General features: G+C 64.3%; 18 protein-coding genes. 10 read left to right on the forward strand and 8 right to left on the reverse strand.

Annotated elements, in window-relative coordinates:
- Positions 1-117 precede the first annotated feature (117 nt).
- Positions 118-303 carry a hypothetical protein gene (locus QFZ60_RS01535; protein WP_307087531.1) on the forward strand — a complete coding sequence of 62 codons (186 nt, stop codon included), beginning with the start codon at positions 118-120 and terminating at the stop codon, positions 301-303.
- A 195-nt stretch (positions 304-498) separates the two neighbouring features.
- Here QFZ60_RS01535 and QFZ60_RS01540 read toward each other — a convergent pair whose 3' ends face one another.
- Positions 499-801, reverse strand: a complete 303-nt coding sequence (locus QFZ60_RS01540; RefSeq protein ID WP_307087532.1) for an antibiotic biosynthesis monooxygenase — start codon at positions 799-801, stop codon at positions 499-501.
- A gap of 40 nt (positions 802-841) precedes the next feature.
- Positions 842-1,360, reverse strand: a complete 519-nt coding sequence (locus QFZ60_RS01545; protein WP_307087535.1) for a GNAT family N-acetyltransferase — start codon at positions 1,358-1,360, stop codon at positions 842-844.
- Between the two features lie 123 nt (positions 1,361-1,483).
- Here QFZ60_RS01545 and QFZ60_RS01550 point away from each other — a divergent pair, with 123 nt between their 5' ends.
- The gene (locus QFZ60_RS01550; protein ID WP_307087536.1) at positions 1,484-2,728 is read left to right on the forward strand and encodes a GAF domain-containing sensor histidine kinase; all 1,245 of its coding nucleotides are present in this window, start codon (positions 1,484-1,486) and stop codon (positions 2,726-2,728) included.
- A gap of 69 nt (positions 2,729-2,797) precedes the next feature.
- On the opposite strand, the gene katG is transcribed toward QFZ60_RS01550, so the two are convergent.
- On the reverse strand, positions 2,798-5,092 hold the full coding sequence (katG, locus tag QFZ60_RS01555; protein WP_307087537.1) for a catalase/peroxidase HPI: 2,295 nt from the start codon (positions 5,090-5,092) through the stop codon (positions 2,798-2,800).
- 158 nt (positions 5,093-5,250) lie between these two features.
- Between katG and QFZ60_RS01560 the strand changes: the two genes are divergently transcribed.
- Positions 5,251-5,385 (forward strand): hypothetical protein, encoded by a 135-nt coding sequence (locus QFZ60_RS01560; RefSeq protein WP_307087539.1) that lies wholly within the window; start codon positions 5,251-5,253, stop codon positions 5,383-5,385.
- Between the two features lie 96 nt (positions 5,386-5,481).
- Positions 5,482-6,573 (forward strand): SDR family oxidoreductase, encoded by a 1,092-nt coding sequence (locus tag QFZ60_RS01565; RefSeq protein WP_307087541.1) that lies wholly within the window; start codon positions 5,482-5,484, stop codon positions 6,571-6,573.
- 57 nt (positions 6,574-6,630) lie between these two features.
- On the opposite strand, the gene QFZ60_RS01570 is transcribed toward QFZ60_RS01565, so the two are convergent.
- On the reverse strand, positions 6,631-7,755 hold the full coding sequence (locus QFZ60_RS01570; RefSeq protein WP_307087543.1) for an FAD-binding oxidoreductase: 1,125 nt from the start codon (positions 7,753-7,755) through the stop codon (positions 6,631-6,633).
- 667 nt (positions 7,756-8,422) lie between these two features.
- Between QFZ60_RS01570 and QFZ60_RS01575 the strand changes: the two genes are divergently transcribed.
- From QFZ60_RS01575 to QFZ60_RS01585, 3 genes are all read left to right on the forward strand, one after another.
- Complete coding sequence (locus QFZ60_RS01575) at positions 8,423-10,489, forward strand: hydantoinase/oxoprolinase family protein (protein WP_307087545.1); 2,067 nt, start codon at positions 8,423-8,425, stop codon at positions 10,487-10,489.
- A complete protein-coding gene (locus tag QFZ60_RS01580; RefSeq protein ID WP_307087547.1) occupies positions 10,482-12,170 on the forward strand; it encodes a hydantoinase B/oxoprolinase family protein in 1,689 nt (562 codons plus the stop codon). The genes QFZ60_RS01575 and QFZ60_RS01580 overlap by 8 nt, the downstream gene beginning before the upstream one ends.
- A 183-nt stretch (positions 12,171-12,353) precedes the next feature.
- Positions 12,354-13,694 (forward strand): MFS transporter, encoded by a 1,341-nt coding sequence (locus QFZ60_RS01585; RefSeq protein ID WP_307087549.1) that lies wholly within the window; start codon positions 12,354-12,356, stop codon positions 13,692-13,694.
- A 66-nt stretch (positions 13,695-13,760) separates the two neighbouring features.
- Here the strand turns inward: QFZ60_RS01585 and QFZ60_RS01590 are convergent, their stop codons facing one another.
- The 4 genes from QFZ60_RS01590 to QFZ60_RS01605 all read right to left on the reverse strand — a co-directional run bounded on the left by QFZ60_RS01590 (position 13,761) and on the right by QFZ60_RS01605 (position 16,422).
- Complete coding sequence (locus QFZ60_RS01590) at positions 13,761-14,852, reverse strand: LacI family DNA-binding transcriptional regulator (RefSeq protein WP_307087551.1); 1,092 nt, start codon at positions 14,850-14,852, stop codon at positions 13,761-13,763.
- A 143-nt stretch (positions 14,853-14,995) separates the two neighbouring features.
- Complete coding sequence (locus tag QFZ60_RS01595; RefSeq protein ID WP_307087553.1) at positions 14,996-15,316, reverse strand: multidrug efflux SMR transporter; 321 nt, start codon at positions 15,314-15,316, stop codon at positions 14,996-14,998.
- A complete protein-coding gene (locus QFZ60_RS01600; protein ID WP_307087555.1) occupies positions 15,313-15,669 on the reverse strand; it encodes a multidrug efflux SMR transporter in 357 nt (118 codons plus the stop codon). The genes QFZ60_RS01595 and QFZ60_RS01600 overlap by 4 nt, the downstream gene beginning before the upstream one ends.
- A gap of 114 nt (positions 15,670-15,783) precedes the next feature.
- Entirely contained in the window at positions 15,784-16,422 is a 639-nt protein-coding gene (locus QFZ60_RS01605; protein WP_307087557.1) for an isochorismatase family protein, read from the reverse strand.
- 103 nt (positions 16,423-16,525) lie between these two features.
- Between QFZ60_RS01605 and QFZ60_RS01610 the strand changes: the two genes are divergently transcribed.
- The 3 genes from QFZ60_RS01610 to QFZ60_RS01620 all read left to right on the forward strand — a co-directional run bounded on the left by QFZ60_RS01610 (position 16,526) and on the right by QFZ60_RS01620 (position 21,395).
- Positions 16,526-17,509: a GlxA family transcriptional regulator gene (locus tag QFZ60_RS01610; RefSeq protein ID WP_307087559.1), complete on the forward strand. Its 984-nt coding sequence runs from the start codon at positions 16,526-16,528 to the stop codon at positions 17,507-17,509.
- 128 nt (positions 17,510-17,637) lie between these two features.
- Positions 17,638-19,371 (forward strand): ABC transporter ATP-binding protein, encoded by a 1,734-nt coding sequence (locus QFZ60_RS01615; RefSeq protein ID WP_307087561.1) that lies wholly within the window; start codon positions 17,638-17,640, stop codon positions 19,369-19,371.
- Complete coding sequence (locus QFZ60_RS01620) at positions 19,368-21,395, forward strand: ABC transporter ATP-binding protein (protein WP_307087563.1); 2,028 nt, start codon at positions 19,368-19,370, stop codon at positions 21,393-21,395. Before QFZ60_RS01615 ends, QFZ60_RS01620 begins: the two co-directional genes overlap by 4 nt.
- Positions 21,396-21,407: the final 12 nt, after the last annotated feature.

The following is a 21,407-nucleotide window of genomic DNA, read 5'->3' on the forward strand; positions in this document are numbered from 1 at the left end:
GGAGATTACTGGGAGGTTTTGATGTTTCCTGGTTGCCTGCGAAAGTGATGGCCCTTTACCGGCGCCTTTTTCCGTGGGGGCTGTTAGCGTGGAGGCCCAGCCACAGAAGGAGGAGCGATGTCCATCAATTCACCTGATTCACTGCCCGAGGATGAGCCGCAGGAAGGTTCGGCGGCCCGTAAGGGCAACCCCGACGGCGGGATCCCCGGCGGCAAGGACGGCGTGGGTATATCCGATGGCGCCGAGCCCAACACCTTTGAACCTGAAGAGGATCCTGATGCCACGGCGGGGCCTGCTGACTGAGGTTTCCTGAAGAGGTCCCACGGCTCCTCTCAAGGTTGGCTCAAGATTGGCCGAAGGTGCCCGATTTGGCACTTTTGCCAACCTACTGACCGGTAGTTTGTAACTGCTTGCCCGCCATTTCCCCCGGCAGGGAAGCAAGAAGCCCCCGCGCTGGAGCCAGACTCGCGCGGGGGCTTCCCCCATGTTCGGGCCGTGTCAGCGGCCTGCCAAGCTCACATGTTCGAAGTGCTCAACCACCGGGAACGGCTCATAGAACTGGTGCAGCAGGGCCCGCCACCGCTGGTATTCCGGGGACCCGCGAAAACCCACCGTATGGTCCTCCAGCTTCTCCCACTCGACCAGCAGCAAATAGGTGCCAGGGGATTCGGTCGATCGGGACAGGGACAACGAAACGAAGCCCGGCATCGAAGCAATGATGGGACGGGCCTGGCGGAACGCGGCCTCGAATTGCTCCTCGCGGCCAGGGATGACGGGAAGCAGCGCATGTTCGGTAATCACTGGGCAAGTCTGGCAGACGGGCGGCGGGGAATACGCCCGGCTAGGGGTTATTGATCCAGTAGCGGCGCTTGCCGTTGCGCGTGTCCTCATACCGGCCACCGGTTTTCTCAATGGTTGCCCGCGATCCGGCGTTGTCCTCGTCGCAGGTCAGGAGAACCCGTTCGATCCCCAGTGACCGCGCCACGGGAAGCGCGTCAGCAAGGGCTTGCGCTGCATGGCCCCGCCGCCTGGCACTGGGCCTGACGCTGTAGCCGATGTGCCCGCCTTCGTTGAGGAGGTAGCCCGTCAACTCGTGCCTGATGGCCAGCGAGCCGAGGAAAGTGCCGCCGTCGACAATCCAAAGGTAGGTGCAGGGCACAAAGCCGGGCTTGCGCACGGTTTCGGGCAGGGCGTCCTTGACGAGGGCATCGACGAAGCGGCCAAACACCTGGGCGTCCTTGAGTTCGTCCAGGGACCAGCCGTCGGCGCCCGCCCCGTCCTGGCGGGCGCCGGCAAACTCCGCGGCTGCTTCAAGCCAGGACGAGTGGAAGCTGATGTTTGGGGCAATGAGCTGGGCCATCACAAGATCCTACGGTGCCGGGCTTCCTGCCGGCCGCGCCGGGGGAGTGGGTTCGGCGGGAAACAGGCATTGGCCTGTACTATCGCCCGGGACCCTAATGTGTGGTCTGAAAGGGGACAATCAATGGCGCGCACTCTCATGGCACCTGCAGCCCTCGGGGATCCGATCGGGCGGGACCAGCTGCTGCAGGAATACGGTTTGGCATCGCCAACCGGGGAGGGCATGCTTGTCACCGGTGCCGAGCAGTCAATGGAACCCCTTCAAAACCTCGTTGAGCTGGCCGCCAAACTCTGCGGGGTCCCTTACGGGGTGATCAATGTTGTCACCTCCGACGAGCAGCGCCAGGTGGCCGCCGTCGGTTTTGAAGCCGCCGTCTGTTCCCGGCAGGACTCGATGTGCGCCAAAGTCTTCCTCACAGGGGAAAGGACTGTTGTTCCGGACGCCTCCCTGGATCCGCGCTTCGCCTCGAATCCATTTGTGACCGGGGAGATCGCCGCCGTGCGGTTCTACGCCTCGGTACCCTTGGAAACCGCATCAGGGTTCGTGCTCGGCTCCTTGTGCGTATTTTCCGATTCGCCGGCGGTGCCTGACGCGGACAAGCTGGACATGCTGGAAATCCTGGCCCGCCAGGCCGTGCAACTGCTCGAGCTGCAGCGCCGGACCCTGCAGCTGAACAGCGCCCTCCACGAAGTGCGGGAAAGCAATGCCAAGCTGGCGGAGTTCGCGGGCCGCGTAAGCCACGACCTCCGCGGGCCGCTCACCACCATCCTGGGCTACGTGGAGATGGGTGAGGATGACCCCGGGGTGGACAGCACCCACCCGGCCGCTGAGTACTTTCAGCTCATCGGCGCCAGCGGCCACCGGATGCTTGCCATGCTCCAGGACGTCCTGAAGTACTCAAGTGTCGGCGGAGCCATCCAGAGGCAGCGTGTATCACTCCAGACCGTGGCGGGCGAAGTGGCGCATGATCTGGGCCTGTCGTTCGGACCTGGCTCGGTTTTGGACAGCGATGACTTGAAGCTGCAGGTTGATCCTGGCCAACTCCGCATCCTGCTGCAGAACCTGGTGGCCAATGCAGTCAATTACCCGAGCCCGGACCGGGAGCTTAAGGTGCGGATCAGCGGCATGTCCAACTATCACGGGACCACGGTGTTGGTGGCAGACAATGGCAAAGGGATTGCCCCGGAGGACCGGCAGCGCGTGCTGGAACCGCTGGTCAGACTGCATCGGGAGGGCGACGGACAGGGGTCGGGCCTGGGCCTGGCCACCTGCCGGCGGATTGCTGAAGCGCATGGGGGAGAGCTAAGCCTGAAGGAGACGCCCGGCGGCGGCACCACCGTGGTGGTCAGCTTTCCCGCTGAACACTAAGCGCTTTAAAGGGGTCAGGGCCGGCTGCAGTTGCAGCCGGCCCTGACACAGCGGTTCAGCTCACCTTGGTCAGTTCAGGTCGAACCGGTCCAGCTCCATGACCTTGGTCCAGGCGGCCACGAAGTCGTTGACGAACTTCTCCCTGGCGTCCCCGCTGGCGTAGACCTCGGCAAGGGCCCGCAGCTGCGAGTTGGAGCCGAACACCAGGTCCACGGGGGCGGCCGTCCACTTCAGCTCACCGGTGGCGACGTCGGTGATCTCGTAGACGTTCTCCTCCGACTCGGATGCCTTCCACTTGGTGCCCGGCGACAGGAGATTGACGAAGAAGTCGTTCGTCAGGACCTGCGGCTTGTCCGTCAGCACGCCGTGGCTGGAACCGCCCACGTTGGTGCCCAAGGCACGCATGCCGCCCACGAGTGCCGTCATCTCCGGTGCGGAGAGGTCCAGCATGTAGGCCTTGTCCAGCAGGAGGGTTTCGGGCGGGAGCTTCGAGCCGGGACGCAGGTAGTTGCGGAACCCGTCAGCCTTCGGCTGCAGGTACTGGAAGGATTCGACGTCGGTCTGCTCCTGCGCGGCATCGGTGCGTCCAGGGCGGAACGGCACGGTGACGGGGAAGCCGGCGTCGGCAGCGGCCTTTTCCACCGCGGCGGCACCGCCGAGGACGATCAGGTCAGCGAGGGAGACCTTCTTGCCGCCCGTCTGCGCGGAGTTGAACTCTTCCTGCACACGCTCAAGGGCCTGCAGCACGGTGGCCAGCTGCTCCGGTTCACTCGCTTCCCAGCTGCGCTGCGGCTCCAGCCGGATCCGGGCGCCGTTGGCACCGCCGCGCCGGTCCGTCTTGCGGTAGGTGGCGGCGGAAGCCCAGGCCGTGCCTGCCAGCTGCGGGATGGTCAGGCCGGAGTCCAGGAGTTTGGCCTTGAGGGAGGCAACGTCCTGTTCATTGATCAGTTCATGGTCGACGGCGGGAACGGGGTCCTGCCACAGCTGCGCCTCCGGCACCCAGGGACCCAGCATGTGCGGGCCAACCGGGCCCATGTCACGATGGAGCAGTTTGTACCAGGCCTTGGCGAAGGCCAGGGCGAACTCGTCCGGGTTCTGGAGGAAGCGGCGGCCGATTTCCTCGTAGGCGGGGTCGAAGCGCAGCGACAGGTCCGTGGTCAGCATGGTGGGGCGGTGCTTCTTGGCGGGATCGTGGGCGTCCGGGATGATCTCGGGCGCGTCCTTGGCAACCCACTGGTGGGCGCCGCCGGGGCTCTTGACCAGTTCCCATTCGTACTCGAACAGGATCTCCAGGAAGCGGTTGCTCCACTGCGTGGGCTTGTCAGTCCACGTGACCTCAAGGCCCGAGGTGATGGTGTCGCCGCCCTTGCCGCTGCCGTAGGTGCTCAGCCAGCCCAGGCCCTGTGCCTCAAGGTTGGCACCCTCCGGTTCGGGACCCACGTGCGCATCGGCCGGGCCGGCGCCATGGGTCTTGCCGAACGTGTGGCCGCCGGCGATCAGCGCGAACGTCTCTTCGTCGTTCATCGCCATGCGCTTGAACGTCTCGCGGATGAAGGCGGCAGCAGCCACGGGATCGGGATTGCCCATGGGGCCTTCCGGGTTGACGTAGATCAGGCCCATTTCGGTGGAACCGACGTCTTCGGACATCTGGCCTTCGCTCACGTAGCGCTCGTCGCCCAACCAGGCGTCCTCAGGGCCCCAGAAGATCTGCTCGGGCTCCCACACGTCCTCGCGGCCAAAGGCGAAGCCGAAAGTCTCGAAGCCCATGGATTCCAGGGCAACGTTGCCGGCCAGGACCAGCAGGTCGGCCCAGGAGAGCTTCTGGCCGTACTTCTGCTTGACCGGCCACAGCAGACGCCGGGCCTTGTCCAGGTTGGCGTTGTCGGGCCAGCTGTTCAGCGGCGCGAACCGCTGGCCGCCGTCGCCCGCTCCACCGCGGCCGTCATGGACGCGGTAGGTGCCGGCCGCGTGCCAGCTCATGCGGATCATCAGGCCGCCGTAGTGGCCGAAGTCCGCCGGCCACCAGTCCTGTGACGTGGTCAGGACCTCGGTGATGTCGCGCTTCAGGGCCTCGACGTCGAGCTTCTGGAATTCTTCACGGTAGCTGAACGACGGGTCCAGCGGGTTGCTGGCCTTGCCGTGCGCGTGCAGCACGGAGAGGTCCAGCTGGTTGGGCCACCAGTCCTGGTTGGTCCGCGGCCGGTGGCCCTTGGGCTGCGGGGAATCGATCGCCGGGTTTTCACTTTCACTGCCCTGGGCGGTGGCGCTGCCATGGGCCACCGGGCACCCGCCCTCAGCTTTGCTGTCCAGGCCTTGGGCGCTACCCGGCGTGGGGACTGGAGGGTGTTCCTGGCGGTCGGTCATGTGCTTCCTTCCATCGGGTCGAGGCCGTGGAGCGGACTCGGGGGGCCGGTTCAACCTTCCCATTTGAACATAGGCGGGGCCGCCCGGGGGAGGTCCTCTTTGTCCGGAAAATCTGCAGGAACTTGTCCGGGAAAACTGCAGGAACAATAGGAAACGCATTGCGTCGAGCGCTTCCCCTGCCAGTCGACCTGTGGATGGCGCGGCCCGGGGACTCGGACAACCCCGCCCTGCCGCCGGTCATCGCGCTCGCCGAACGCGTCTGGCCTGGCGTTTCCGGAGCGGCCACCGCATAAGTGCGGAATATCTGCCTAAGGCTGCAGCTTGTCGCTAGGGGGCCGTCGTCGGAACTAACATCCCGGCCCAACCAAGCACCCACGAGAAGGAGCACTATGACCATCGGCGCAGGAACAGCAGCGGGCAATGGGCGGACGGCGCTCGTCGTCGGAGCCACCGGAATCGCGGGGTCTGCCCTGGTGGATACTTTGGTTGGGGAAGGCTGGGAAGTCCTTGCCTTGTCCCGAAGGTCCGGAGTGGAGCGCCCCGGCGTCAAGTGGCTCTCCGCAGACCTGACCTCGGCTGCCTCCCTCGCCGCCGTGCTTGGTCCGGAGAACCCCTCCCACGTCTACTTCACCGCATGGTCGCGGCGGGCCACCGAGGAAGAGAACATCGCCGTCAACGCCGGCATGGTCCGTGACCTCCTCGCAGCCCTCCGGGGAAAGGAAGTGGCCCACGTTGCCCTGATGACCGGCCTTAAGCACTACCTCGGACCGTTCGAGGCATACGCTGCCGGGGAAATGCCGGACACACCCTTCCACGAGGAGGAACCGCGGCTTCCGGTGCCGAACTTCTACTATGCCCAGGAGGACGAACTTTGGGCAGCAGCGGCTCAGCAGGGCTTCACCTGGTCCGTGCACCGTGCACACACCGTGATCGGGCATGCGGTAGGCAACGCCATGAACATGGGCCTCACGCTCGCCGCGCAGGCCACCCTCTGCCGGGACAGCGGGGAGCCGTTCGTCTTTCCGGGATCCGAAACACAATGGAACGGGCTGACCGACATGACGGATGCCGGTCTGCTGGCCGAGCATATGCTCTGGGCCTCCACCACTCCCGCAGCCGCGAACGAGGCTTTCAACATCGTCAACGGTGATGTGTTCCGCTGGCGCTGGATGTGGCCGAAACTCGCAGCCTACTTCGGCGTGGAGTGGGAGGGATACCAAGGTGAGCCACGTCCCCTGGAGCAGTCCATGGCGGGCCGTGAAGACGAGTGGCGGCAGCTTGCTGCCAAGTACAACCTCAGCGAACCGGAGCTGGACCGGGTGGCGTCCTGGTGGCACACGGACGGTGACCTGGGGCGCGGCATTGAGGTGGTGACGGACATGGGGAAGAGCCGTGATGCCGGGTTCACGGGGTACCGGCGGACGCTGGACTCCTTCATTGCACTGTTTGACCGCTACCGGGCGGACAATCTGATTCCCTGATGGTGGAGGCCCAATATCTGTCAGTGGGGCCAGCTGTACGCCGTGCGGAACCCGGCCTCAGCGGCTGAATCGTTCAGGTCGGAAAGTCTCCAGCATTGGGTGCTTTTGTCCGGTGATGATTTCGAAGGAGAGCAGTTCTCCGGCGATGAGTCCCACGGTCGCTCCAGAGTGGGAGAAAGCCACAAAGCAACCCGGGAGTTTTTCCAATTCTCCGAACACCGGCTGGCCATCTCCCGGTACCGGCTTCCGACCGACCCTGCAGCTGGCAGCTGTGAGCTGGGGATTGCCTTGCAGGAGCCGGGAGGCTTCCTCAGCCAGCTCCTTCACCACCTCATCCGGCATGGAAAAGGTACCGTCTGCTGCTTCCACTATCTGCTCCTCGTACCACGAATGATCGAGTGCGAGGCTGCCTCCGGGGTTGGGTCGAACTGCTGCCCGGGGCGTGTTCAGGACGGCTTGAAGGTCAGTGTTCGCGGGCTCGGTAATGACGAGCGCGGAGAGAGGCGATGCGTCTGCGATATACACGCCATGCTCTTTAACAACACTGGGTGTAGCGGCTCCACAGGCGACGACCACTTTATCGGCGGGGTACCTGGTGCCGTCTTCTGTTATGACGCCTGCTGCCATTCCGTCTGTGGCGAGGACCCGTGATTTGCCTGAGTTCGTAACCAGCTCGCCCCCGCGGGCCCGGAACTCTTCCATAAGGTAGGCCACCAGGTGCGGGAGGCTGACCCATCCTTCTCCGGGGTTGAAGACAGCAGCGTCTGTGACCGCTGTGTCATCGATTCCGGGGGTGAGTTCCGAAATTTGCTCGGGTTTGATCAGGATGGAATCGTACCCATGGGATTGCTCGTACTCATGCCGGGCTTCCGCCTTCGGCGCGTCCCCGGCCGGTGCCCAGAAGAGGCCACCCTGGAACTGCAGCCATTCCCGTGTGGGGTCCGCTGCGAAGAGCGTCCGGTAGCGGTCAATGCCAGCCATGCGCAGGTGGTGATAAGCGTCGGATCGCTGTCCTGCAGAGTTCAGCCACGACAGGGAACGTCCGGTTGCACCGCTGGAAAGTTCACCTTCCGTAATGAGGACCACGGAAGCCCCGCTACGCAGGAGATGGACGGCCGTCGAAACGCCCAGGATGCCGCCTCCCAGGACGGCGACGTCGGTTTCACTTCTGGTGGAAGTCATTTCTTGGGACTCACTTTCTTCAATTTGAATGGTTGCTTTTGTTCGCGGTGCGGCTGACTCCGTTTCGACCGGGAGTCCCAGCCCGTCCGCCCCTGTAAGTCCATGTGGCCGCCGCGCCCGCACTGGGAGGCATAAGTTCGCCTTCATTGATCCAGGCTTCGACGGTTCGGCCTTCAATCTCGGCGGTCCACATTCCGGATAACGGACAGTGGCTTCCGGTCTTCGTTTCGCGATCAGCGCCAGCTTCGAAGTTTGCGGGCCTCACGCGCAGGAGGACATTTTGCACTCCATCCCATGCCGGCAGGTCTTCAGGGGCTGGTAGCGCGTGCGGTCCAGGGAGGGCTGCCGGTACTGGTGTGCGCCTTTTCAAGGACTCATCCTTTCGAATATCACAACTAGTGGGGAACGTTCCCAAAGAGATGTTGTGATGACGCTACAGCTGGCCCGTCAGCTCGTCAATAGGTCGCTGTGGTGCCGCGGGACCTTTCCGACACTGCCCGAATCAGTGACTCTGCGATTCGATTGAGAACGATCCCAAAAAGCGTTGACGTGTGATCCAGCTCATGTCACACTCGATATCAGATCCCGATGGGAACCTTCCCAACTCTCTCTCACTACGGGACCAAAGACCCCTAACAGCAGCCGCACGACAGGCAGGCAGAAAATCATGAGTCTAAGAATCGGTGTAGACACCGGAGGTACATTTACGGATCTCTGCGCGTTCGACGAATTGACCGGACAGGTCCATGTCCGCAAGGTCTCCTCTACTCCGGATGACCCAGGCCGGGCCATCATCCAGGGAGTCCAAGAACTGCTTGACCAGATCGGCGGGCGGAATATCGGGGAGATCAGTTACTTTGCCCATGGGACCACCGTAGGGACCAACGCCCTCCTGACTGGACGCGGCGTGCGCACAGGATTGATCACCACCAAGGGCTTCCGGGACTTGCTGGAGCTGGGCCGGGGACGCAGGCCGCACATGTACGACCTCCAGGCGGATAAGCCGGAGCCGTTCGTTCCCAGGGACTTGCGCGTGGAGGTCACCGAACGCGTGCGTCACGATGGCCGGGTGGAAACCGGCCTGGACCCCAATGAGGTCCGGGCAGCGGTCCGCGACCTGAAGGCCAAGGGCGTTGAATCAATTGCGGTGTGCCTTCTGTACAGCTACGTCCGCCCGGAACACGAGCGTGAAATCGGCCGTATCATCGCCGAGGAATTTCCGGAAGCCTATGTCTCCCTGTCCAGTGAGGTGCTGCCCGAATTCCGTGAATTCGAGCGGCTCTCAACGGTAGTGACAAACGCCTATGTCGGACCGGTCGTTGCCAAGTACCTGGCACGGCTTCGGAGTAACCTTGCGGACGCCGGGCTTAAGTGCCTTCCGCACGTCACACAGTCAAACGGCGGCATCATCCCCTTCCCGACGGCGGAAGAACTTCCGGTCCGCCTTGTCCTGTCAGGCCCAAGTACAGGCGTGGTGGGAGCCGCAGCCATCACCGCGGCCGCAGGCAGCCCGGACATCATCACCTTCGATATGGGCGGAACATCTTCGGACGTTTCGCTCGTCCAGAACGGCACCCCCAAAGTCACCTCCAGCATGGAGCTCGACGGCCGGCCCATCCGCTCTCCCATGCTCGACATCCACACCGTCGGTGCCGGGGGCGGTTCAATCGCCTGGATCGACAGTGGAAACCACCTGCGTGTCGGCCCCGCCAGTGCCGGAGCCTTCCCCGGGCCGGCTTGCTACGGCAACGGCCAGGAAGCGACTGTGACCGATGCCAATGTGGTTCTGCAGGTCCTGAATCCTGAATACCTGCTTAACGGCCAGCTCAAAATCGATGCGCAGGCTTCACACCGGGCGATAAAGGCCATCGCAGACCCGCTCGGCCTGTCAGTGCCGGAAGCTGCACAAGGCATCATCCGCGTGGTCACGGCCAACATGGCCCGCGCCATCCGGGTTATCTCTGTGCAGCGCGGATACGATCCCCGTGATTACGTCCTCGTGCCGTTCGGAGGAGCCGGTCCGCTGCACGCGTCCCGGCTGGCCACGGAACTGGGAATCGACAGGATCATTGTTCCGGAGACCCCCGGCGCCCAATCCGCCCTGGGGCTGTTGATGACCGACATCCGCAGCGACTTCATGCGGACCAAGATCCTGCAGGTTACTCCCGAATCGTCCAGCGGCTTCAGTCAGGTCTTCGCCGAACTCACGGAGCAGGCGTCCGCCTGGTTCGCCGAGGAAAACATTGGAGAGGACCGTCGAAGCCTCCTGCGCCGTATCGAGATGCGCTACGCCGGGCAGAACTATGAACTTCCTGTCGATGTCCCTGACGGTGCCCTGGACGAGGAATCGATCAGCTCACTGATCGAAGCCTTCCAGCGGGCCCACGACCGGATGTACGGCTACAGCGCCCGGAACGAAGTGGTCGAGGCCGTGACCTTCCGCGTCCAGGCCATCGCCACCGTTCCGCGCGCAGACCTGCGCCGCTCAAACTCGGAGGGGCGCAAGCCTGAAGACGCCATCATCGGATACCGGGATGTCTTCCTGCCCGAAAAGGCAGATTACGTCCCGTGCCCGGTCTATGACCGCACCAAGCTGGACGTCGGCCACCGCGTTGCCGGACCCGCCGTCGTCGAACAGATGGACACCACCACCCTCCTCTTGCCGTCGGACGTCTGCGTCGTGGACGACCTGCGCAACCTTGTCATCGAAATCCGCAGGAGCACCAGTGAATAAGCCCGTTTCAGCCGACTCCGCCCGCCCGGACACTGTCCTGGTCGAGGTCATCGGCTCCGCACTGTCAACCATCGTGGAGGAAATGGGCGGCACCCTCGTCCGTGCCGCCTACTCCACCAACATCAAGGAACGCAGGGACTGCACCGCCGGACTCTTCGACGCCAGCGGACATGGCATCGCCCAGGACGAAGGCGGCTCGCCACTGCATCTCGGATCATTGATGGGCATCGTGGACGGAATTCTCGCCCGCTACCCGCTCGAAGAGATCGCCGAGGGTGACACCTTCATCGGAAACGACCCCTACAGCGGCGGTGGCTCGCACCTTCCAGATATCGTCCTGGCCACCCCCATCTTCATCGATGGCGTGCTCACCGCCTGGGCGGCCAACCTTGCCCACCATGCCGACTTCGGTGACCGCGGCCACGCCCACATCTTCCAGGAAGGCCTGCGGATCCCGCCTGTGCGCCTGATCAGGGCCGGCATCCTGCAGCAGGAAATGCTCAACCTGATCCTGCTCAACTGCCAGGTACCCCACGAGCGTCAGGCCGACCTCCGGGCCCAACAGGCAGCCAACCGCTTGGCCTGCCAACGATACAAGGACCTGTGTGACCGCTACGGCCGGGAGGTCATGGTCTCCGCCGCCGCCGAACTGTTGGACTACACAGAACGCCGGACGCGGGCAGCGATCGGAAATATGCCTGACGGCGTCTACACCTTCACCGACAAATTCGACTGCCCGGAGCTCGACAACGAACTCGATCTGCAGATCCGGATTACAGTCTCCGGGGAGGAAATCCTGTTCGATTTCGACGGCAACCCGCCACAGGTGAGGGCCAGTGTAAACGTTGTCTGGACGGCTCTTTACGCATCCGTCTACTACTCGTTGAAGAGCCTCATCGACGCCGACATCGTGCCGAACGCCGGCCTGTACCGGCCGGTCCGTATCGAGGCGCCTCAAGGGTCCATCATCAACTGCCAGGAACCAGCCGCCGTCAATGGACGCAGCGAAACGTGCCAACGCATAGTTGACTTGATCCACGGCGCCCTTGCCGAAGCGGTGCCCGAACGCGTCACCGCGGCGAGCAATGGAGCCAACACCGGCGTGCACTTCTCCGGAAAAAACTCACGCACCGGCAAAGAGTTCGTCTACCTGGAAACGATCGGCGGCGGATGCGGCGCCCGGGCCACCAAGGACGGGCTCGACGGCGTCCAGGTCCACATGACCAACACCTCCAACCTGCCGGTTGAGAGCCTTGAAGCCGAATACCCCCTGGTCATCGAAGCCTACGAACTGATCCAGGACTCGGGCGGGGCGGGGCGCCACAGGGGAGGCCTTGGCATCCGGCGCGCCGTCCGGGTGGAAGATCCAGACATCCACTTCTGGCTTGATACCAGCCGGCAGAAGTCCCAGCCCTGGGGACTGGACGGAGGGATGCCGGGAGCCAGTGCGAAAGCAGTGCTCAATCCGGAAGCACGGCCTATCGACCACGGGTATACGGTGCTGCAGCCAGGTGACCGGGTTGCCATTGAGACGGCCGGCGCCGGCGGATACGGCTCACCCGCACTCCGGGAGGCGGAGCAAGTCGCCCGCGACCTGGCCGAACAGAAGATCTCGGACGCCTACGCTCGGCAGGCCTACCCGAACCAGATGCAGGACCTCACCAAGTCCGACGGTTCCTGACCAGGAATCGTGCCAGGGCCGCCGGTGGGCGGCGCAGCAGCCCGCCGGCGGCCCGGCACTTCAACTGAAAACGCCCGCAAATTTTTGTTTCCCGTAACAGTCGGCTTTCGGCCCGGCAAAGACGCTGTGCCGAAAGGCCCCCGCTGACGCCTCGAGGCTCAGCCTTCACCCAAAGGAAGAATCATGTCTGATAACAAGACGCCGGACACCGACCTGTTGGCGGCACCGGCAGCCCGGCGGCGGATCTTCGCCTCCACCATGCTGGGAAACGTGGTCGAATATTACGACTTCACGCTCTATGGAACCCTGGCAGCTATCATCGCCACCCAGTTCTTTCCCTCCGGCGATCCCACCGTCGCCCTCCTGGCCGTGTACGTCGGCGTCGTCCTTTCCTACGCCATCCGCCCCCTCGGTGGCATCATCCTGGGGCCGCTGGGCGACATCAAGGGACGGAAATTTGTGCTGATCCTGACCATCGCCCTGATGAGCATCGGGACGGCAGGGATTGGTTTCCTGCCGACCTACGCTGCCATTGGCGTCACAGCACCCGTTCTGTTGCTGCTCTCCCGGCTCCTTCAGGGAATCGGAGCCAGCGTTGAATACACGACGGCGGCAAACTTCCTCTTCGAACATGAACGGGGCCGCCGGCCCAACTTCATCGCCGGGGTGCTGAATTCCACCGCTTCCGTGGGTTCCTTCCTTGCGGCAGGGCTGGCTTATGTCCTCAGCGTCGCCATGCCGGGAGACGTCTTCACCTCATGGGGATGGCGCATCCCCTTCCTGCTCTCGATCCCCATTGCCCTCATCGGTGTCTACATGCGCAACCACCTCAGCGAGACCCCCGAATTCCAGGAAGTGGTCCGGACAGTCGCAGCCGAAAAGGTCAAGCAGACCCCGCTGCGCACCGCGTTGCGGCTGTACTGGCGAGACATGCTGAAGGCTATCGGCCTGGGCGCCGGGCAGCGGATTGGCTCCTACACCATCCAGGCGTACTTCGTCACAGCTCTGATCACCGCAGGCTTCCCGGCGTCCCAGGCGCTACTGGCCTCAATGCTGACCTACCTCGTTGGACCCATCACCAGCATCTGGGGTGGACAGCTCTCGGACAAGTACGGTGCCCGGCGTGTACTGCTGACCGGATACGGACTCTTCGTCGCCCTGACCGTGCCGGCCTTCTACGCCATCAGCAACAAGTCCATCCTGCTGGCCACCGCCGCGGTCATCGTCTTCACCCTCATCAACAACCTTGTCGCGGCGCCATTGAGCGTGGCCTACGTGCTCAGCTTCCCACCGGAAGTGAGGGCAACGGCTGCAGCCCTGAACTTCAACATCGGCACCTCCGTGATCGGAGCTACCGCAGGACTCGTCGCCGTATGGCTCTTCTCGGTCACCGGGTCCAACGTCTCGTTCGGCTGGTACACCACAGCCGCATGCGTGGTGTCGATCTGCGTGGCGATCTTCGCCCTCCCCGCTGCACTCCACCGGGTGCCGCCTGCCAAAACGGAGGTAGCAGTTACGGCTTGATTCCTGGCGATAGCCGGGACGCGGAACTACGCGTCCCGGCCTTTCGCCTGCTCACCTCAGAAAGCTTCAGCGACCCGTTGCCAATGGTGTGCGGGGCCTGGCGGTAGAGTCCCTCAGGATCAGGCGGCCGCTCAGCGTCCGGTCTCCGCGGCGGTCCTGGGGCGCACCTATGGCCAGCAAGAGTTCGTTGGTGGCCGCCATCCCCAGCTGGTGGCTGGGCTGGTCCACAACCGTCAGCTTGGGGCGGACCAGAGTGGCCCATTCCTGGTCGTCGAATCCGATCAAGGACATATCTTTCGGGCACGCGATCTCCAGATCCTGCAGGGCCGCGAAGGCCCCTGCGCTCAGTTCACTGTCCGTGCAGTAGATCGCGGTCAGCCCGGGGTTATCCCTTATCAACCGCCGGGTAGCCTGGTAGGCCGCAGCCTTTGCGTAGGCGCTGTGCGCCACATATTCGTCTCGGTACCGAATTCCCGCGCTCTGGAGTGCATTCACATATCCGAGGAGACGTGCCGCGCTGGGCCGCAACTTCTTGCCCGCCTCAGGGACAGATGCCTGCCATCCCGCCGGCATCAGCGCCTCGGTGACGATCCCGATATCGCGGTGTCCAAGGTCGATGAGGTGATTAACGGCAAGACTGGAAGCCTCCACGTGATTCACCGAGATGTAGGAAGCAGCCTTGACTTTAGGGGCCGGACGATCCAGCAAGGTCACTGCAATACCCTGGCTCTCAAGTCGTTCCAAGTGCTCTGTTTCCTCCGTGGAAACAGGCGCAATGACAATGCCGTCTACCCGTTTACCAGCGAGAAGTTCAACGGCGCGGCGCTCCAACGCCAGATCGCCCTCGGTACTGCTCAACAGGACCTCATAGCCTGCGTCGCGCGCCGCAGTGGAAATTCCCCTCATCGCGACAGCGAAGAAGTGGTTTCCCACATCGGGTATCACCACGCCAATGGTCCGCGTTCGCCCAGTGATCATGCTGCGGGCAAGGGCGTTGGGCTGGTAACCCAGTTCATCCGCCGCTTTCTGCACCCGTTCCCTGGTCTTCGGGCTGACCGATCCGTACCGAGCCAGTGCCCTGGCGGCGGTTGACTTCGAAACGCCTGCCTTCAATGCGACGTCGATAATGGTGGCTGGAGGAAGCGGCGGTTGGCTCACGGGGTTCCCCTCCTCAGGAAGTTTCAGCGCTGCGTCCGCGGCTGCCGACTCAATACACCCGTTTTTGGGATCGTTATCATGCTCTCACGGCCAGCCCGGAGGTTAAGGCGGCGCTTGACTGTCCCGACGTCTGGGTGCCTCGTTTAGTGCCCTGCGCCCAGCTCGATGAGCAGGACGCCGCCGATGATGAGTCCGAGCCCGAGCATCATGACGGGGGTGATGGCCTCCTTGAAGAAGACCCGGCTGGCCAGGGCAGTGAGTGCGACGCCGGCGGCGGCCCAGATGCCATAGGCAACGCCGAGGCTCATGCCCCGGTCAAGGGTCAGCGTGAGGAGCGTGAACGCCAGGACATACCCGACGGCGACCGGTGCGTACCAGCGCCGCTTACCTGTGGAGGCGACCCGCAGGAGGAGGGTGGCGGTGACTTCAGTGAGGATTGCCGCGGCCAGCAGCAGCCACATCATGAGTTGACCATTTCTTTGGCGGGTTCGTCCGCCGGCTCCTTGTGCGAGCCGAGTTCAACGCAGAGCACCCCGCCAATCACCATGGCGACGCCGATCATCATCACCGGGGTCAGTGCTTCGCCGAAGATGACGGCCGCCAGCAGCACGGTGAGTGTCACGCCCAGCGCAGCCCAGATGCCGTAGGCAACGCCGAGGCCCAGACCTTTGCGGAGGACGCCGGCGAGGAAAGCGAAAGACGCCGAATAACCGAGGACAACCACGATGAAGAGGACAGGATTATCAAGGGCCGCCTTCAAGGCGAGGGACGCTGTCACCTCACTCAGGATGGCGCCGGCGAGGAAAATCCATATCATCTAAGCAGTCCTTGAAAGTCGTTTGGGCTGGTTCCCGTGGATGCAACGCCGCGATTGCTGCTGGTGTTCCCGGGCTTCCCCCGGGAACACCAGGCGGGAAGTGCGGAATGCCGGCTAGGTTTGCGGGACCAGTTCCAAGCCGGCCACGGCGGAGCTGCCGAGGTCGCTGCCGGTGAGTGGCTGCTGCGCGGCCAGGGCGTTGGCCCACGTGTCGGTGTCGGCTACTGCTGCCCAGTTCGAGTTCAGCAGCGCGAGCAGCGTGGTGTGCACAGTTTTTGCGTCGGCGGAACCTGCGTCATTGACGAGGTTGATGGCACCCGTGGCATCGGAGAGGACTTCGGTGCTGAAGCCAAGGAACTCTGCCTCCACGGCCGAGGCGAGCACGCAGTTGTTGGTCATGTAGCCCACCAAGGTGACCGTGTCGACGTCGTGCTTCCGCAGCCATTCGGTGAGGTCCGTGCCGGCGTACACCGAGCCGTACTGCTTGACCAGCGACTTCCATTCGCCGGTTTTGCGGCGTTCGATCTCGGGGTGCAGCTCGAAGGCAGGTGTGCCCGGCGCAAACACCGGCGCGCCTTCACCCGCTGAATGCTGGATCACGGCGATCGGAATGCCGGCGGCGGTGGCAGCGTCCACCGCTTTCGCAATGGTGGGCAGCGACTGCTGGTGCGGCGGGTACTGGATTTCGAGGGGGCCGCTGAAGTACTGCTGCTGCACATCGATGAGGATGAGGGCGCGGCGGGGGCTGCTCATTGGTCTTGGTTCTCCCTGACGGTTAATTCGGCTGCCGGTTGGCGGCCGTTCCAGTCTTCCCGCCGGGGACGCCGCTCAACAGTGGCACGAAGGCGAACGTACGATGGATTCGGGCCAAAAGTACGAAAGGGCAAAGATGAGGATCGCGGTGTACGCCTTCGACGGGGTGACGATGTTCCACCTCTCCGTGCCGCAGATGGTTTTCGATGAGGTGGCACGGCAGGGCCTTGCCGGCTGGACGACGGTTCTTTTTTCCGACCAGGAAGGCGGGATCACCACCGCTGAGGGATACCGGCTGGGGGAGGTGGAAGGGCCGGCGGCCGCAAAGGAAGCGGATATCGTGGTGGTGCCTTCATGGTTCGACGACGGGCGCATGCTGAGCGGTGCGCTGCGGCAGGTGCTCCAAGGGGCACACGGGCGCGGGGCGCCCATCCTTGGTTTGTGCCTTGGCGCGATCCCCGTAGCCGACGCCGGTCTGCTCGCCGGGCGCCGGGCCGTCACGCACTGGCAGGCGTTTGACTCCCTTGCCGCGCGGCACCCGGATGTCCCTCTGGACCAGTCTGTCCTCTACATCGACCACGGTGATGTGCTGACCTCCGCCGGCACCGCCTCCGCGTTGGATGCCTGCCTGCATGTTGTGCGGGCCCGCCTGGGGGCGGAGGCAGCCAACCAGGTGGCCCGCAGCCTGGTCATCGCTCCGCACCGGGAGGGTGGACAGGCGCAGTACATCGAGCATCCGGTGCCGCAGCGTTCAAGTGACGATCCGATTTCGCGTCTGCTGGAGTGGAGCTTGGCCCGCCTGGGGGAGCCGCTGACCATCGACCGCCTCGCGGCCCAGGCGCACCTGAGCCGCCGCACATTTGTCCGCGCCTTCCGGGCCGCAACCGGGACCACGCCTGCGGCCTGGATCCGCGCCCGCCGCCTGGACGCGGCCCGGCGGCTGCTCGAAACCACTGACCTTTCCATCGAACAGATCTCCGCCGACTGCGGATTCGGCAACGCCGTCACCCTGCGCCAGAACTTCGCCGCCGCCTTTTCCACAACGCCCACAGACTACAGGCGGCGGTTCGACGCGCGGCATGCGTAGGACAGGCGTACGCCGTAAGAGAACCGGGCAACTTCCTGCAAAAACGCCCGGCTAAAGCTCAGTTTCCGGACGTACACTGACCTTCGCACCACACGTTTGTGGACACTCCGTCAGGTTGGAGCCCGGCCTTGCTTTGGAAGTTGCTCGTCGAATATCTGCGGCCGCACCGGCCGCTGCTCGCAGCCGTCGTGGTTTTCCAGCTGGCGCAGTCCATCGCGTCGCTGTACCTGCCCACGCTGAACGCGGACATCATTGACCAGGGCGTGGCCAGGGGTGATACCGGCTACATCATGTCCACGGGCAGCTTCATGCTGCTCATCACGTTGGCCCAGATCGTATGCGCCGTCATCGCCGTGTACTTTGGCGCCAAGGCCGCCATGGGCCTGGGCCGGGACCTGCGCGGCGCCATCTTTGAACGGGTGGGCGAGTTCTCCGAGCAGGAGGTCACGCGCTTCGGCGCTCCGAGCCTGATCACCAGGTCCACGAACGACGTCCAGCAGGTCCAGCAGCTGGTGCTGATGTCCGCAACGCTGATGGTCGCGGCCCCCATGCTCAGCATCGGCGGGGTGATCATGGCCATCCGGCAGGACGCCCAGTTGTCCTGGCTGATTGCCGTGTGCGTCCCGGTGCTACTGATCGCCGTCGGCCTGATCGTCACGCGCATGGTGCCGCTGTTCCGCAAGATGCAGGCCCGGATCGACACCGTGAACCGTGTCCTGCGTGAGCAGCTCACCGGCATCCGCGTGGTGCGGGCGTTCGTGCGCGAGGACATGGAAACGGCCCGCTTCGCCCGCGCCAACACCGATGTCACGGACGTTGCCCTGCGCGCCGGCCGCCTGATGGCCCTCATGTTCCCCGTGGTGATGCTGGTCCTGAACGTCTCCAGCGTGGCGGTGATCTGGTTCGGGTCGTTCCGGATCGAGGACGGGTCCATGCAGGTGGGCACCCTGATCGCGTTCCTGAGCTACCTGATGCAGATCCTGATGTCCGTCATGATGGCCACCTTCATGGCCGTGATGATCCCGCGCGCGTCGGTGTCCGCGGACCGGATCGGCGAGGTGCTGGGCACCGAGTCCAGCGTGCGGCCGCCGGCGAAGCCTGTCAGTACCAAGGTGCGGCGCGGCGAGCTGGAGATGCGCGACGTCGGATTCGCCTACCCGGGTGCCGACCAGCCCGTCCTATCCGGGATCAGCTTCACCGCGAAGGCAGGGCAGACGACCGCGATCATCGGCAGCACCGGGTCCGGCAAGACCACCCTGGTGAACCTGATGCCGCGGCTTTTCGACGTCACCTCCGGGGCGGTACTGATCGACGGCGTGGACATCCGCGAGCTGGACCCGGACCTGCTCTGGGGGCACATTGGCCTGGTGCCGCAGCGGCCGTACCTGTTCTCCGGCACGGTGCGCAGCAACCTGCTGTACGGCAACCCGGACGCCACCGAGGACGAGCTGTGGACCGCGCTGGAGATCGCGCAGGCCCGGGACTTCGTGGAGCAGATGGAGGAAGGGCTGGACGCGGCCATCTCGCAGGGCGGCACCAACGTCTCCGGCGGGCAGCGGCAACGCCTGGCCATCGCCCGGGCCCTGGTCAAGCGGCCCGAGCTCTACATCTTTGACGATTCGTTCTCGTCCCTGGACACGGGCACCGACGCCCGGCTGCGCCAGGCCTTGAAGCGCAGCACCGCCGGGGCCACGCTGGTGATCATCGCCCAGCGCGTGTCCAGCATCGTGGACGCGGACCGGATTTTGGTGCTCGACGACGGCAGGATCGTTGCGCACGGAACGCACCATGAATTGCTGGAGGCGTCCGAGACGTACCGCGAGATTGTCTCGTCCCAGCTGGCAGCGGAGGAGACGGTATGAGCCCGGAGCCCACTCGCGAGGCCGGCACCAAAGCCGCACCGGCCTCCAAAACTGCAAGTGCCGACGTCGTACGCATTCCCCGCCCGGCAGGCGGTCCGGGAAGGGGCGGACCCTTTGCCGGGATGAACGTCCCGGCCGAGAAGGCGATGAATTTCAAGGGCTCGGCCAAGCGGCTGCTGGCCACCCTGCGGCCGGAGCGTGCGCGGCTGATCCTGGTGCTGTTCATGGCCGTGGCGGGCGTGGTGCTGCAGGTGATCGGGCCGCGGCTGCTGGGCGAGGGCACCAACCTGATTTTCGCCGGGGTGGTGTCCAAGCAGCTGCCGCCGGGTGTGACGCAGGCACAGCTGATTGCGCAGCTACGGGCGGCGGGGGAGAACCAGAAGGCGGACATGCTCAGCGCCATGACGCTGACGCCTGGGATGGGGATCGATTTCGACGCGCTGGCCAGCGTGCTGACGTGGGCGTTGGTGCTGTATGTGCTGGGGTCGGCGTTCATGTGGGGGACTGCGTATGTGCTCAACGGCGTGGTGCAGCGGACCGTGTTCGGGCTGCGCGAGAAGATTGAGGCGAAGATCAACCGGCTGCCGCTGCGGTACTTCGACTCGATCCAGCGCGGTGAGCTGCTCAGCCGGGTGACGAACGACGTGGACAACATTTCGCAGAGCCTGCAGCAGTCCATCAGCCAGGCGGTGACGTCGGTGCTGACGGTGCTGGGCGTGCTGGTGATGATGTTCATCCTCTCGCCCACGCTGGCGCTGATCGCGCTGGTGACCATTCCGCTGACGCTGGGGATCACGGCGCTGATTGCCAAGCGCTCGCAGAAGCTTTTCGTGCAGCAGTGGAAGAACACGGGCGAGCTGAACGGGCAGATCGAGGAGACCTACACCGGGCATGCGCTGGTGAAGGTGTTTGGCCGGCAGCGTGAGGTGGGGGAGCGGTTCCGACAGAAGAACGTGGAACTGTACGAGGCGAGCTTTGGGGCGCAGTTCATTTCCGGGCTGATCATGCCCGCCATGACGTTCATTGGGAACCTTGTGTACGTGGGGATTGCCGTGGTGGGCGGCCTGCAGGTGGCGTCCGGGGCGATGCAGCTGGGCGATGTGCAGGCGTTCATCCAGTACTCGCGGCAGTTCACCCAGCCGCTGGCGCAGCTGGGGTCGATGGCCAACCTGCTGCAGTCCGGCGTTGCCTCGGCCGAGCGGGTGTTTGAGCTGCTGGATACGGAGGAGCAGTCCCCTGATCCTGCCGGTTCTGCTTTGCAGAGCCCTGATGGTGCGGCGCGGGGGCGGCTGGTGTTTGAGGATGTTTCGTTCTCGTATTCACCGGACAAGCCGCTGATTTCCGGGTTGTCCTTGGTGGCGGAGCCGGGGCAAACGGTGGCCATTGTGGGGCCGACCGGTGCCGGCAAGACGACGCTGGTGAACCTGATGATGCGGTTCTATGAGCTGGATGCCGGCCGGATCACTTTGGACGGCGTGGACATCACGACCATGACCCGGAACGACCTGCGCTCGCGGATGGGGATGGTGCTGCAGGATACGTGGCTGTTCGGCGGGACCATCCGGGACAACATCGCGTACGGGCGGCCTACTGCTTCTTCGGACGAGATTCTGGAGGCGGCTACCGCGACCTATGTGGACCGGTTCGTGAAGTCCCTGCCCGAGGGGTACGACACGGTGCTGGATGACGAAGGCGCCAATGTCTCCGCGGGTGAGAAGCAGCTGCTGACGATTGCCCGGGCGTTCTTGGCGCAGCCCTCGGTGCTGATCTTGGACGAGGCAACGTCCTCGGTGGACACCCGCACCGAGGTGCTGGTGCAGAAAGCGATGAGTGCTTTGCGGAGTGACCGGACGTCCTTTGTGATCGCGCACCGCCTGTCCACGATCCGCGACGCCGACCTCATCCTGGTGATGGAGAACGGCCAGATCGTGGAGCAGGGGACGCACGCTTCACTGCTGGCTGCCGGCGGTGCTTACGCAAGGCTGTACGAGGCCCAGTTCGCGGCGCCGGTGGCGGAGGTTTAAGGGGCTCGCTTC

Origin of the sequence: Arthrobacter sp. B2I5 (genome assembly GCF_030816735.1) — a bacterium.
GTDB lineage: Bacteria > Actinomycetota > Actinomycetes > Actinomycetales > Micrococcaceae > Arthrobacter.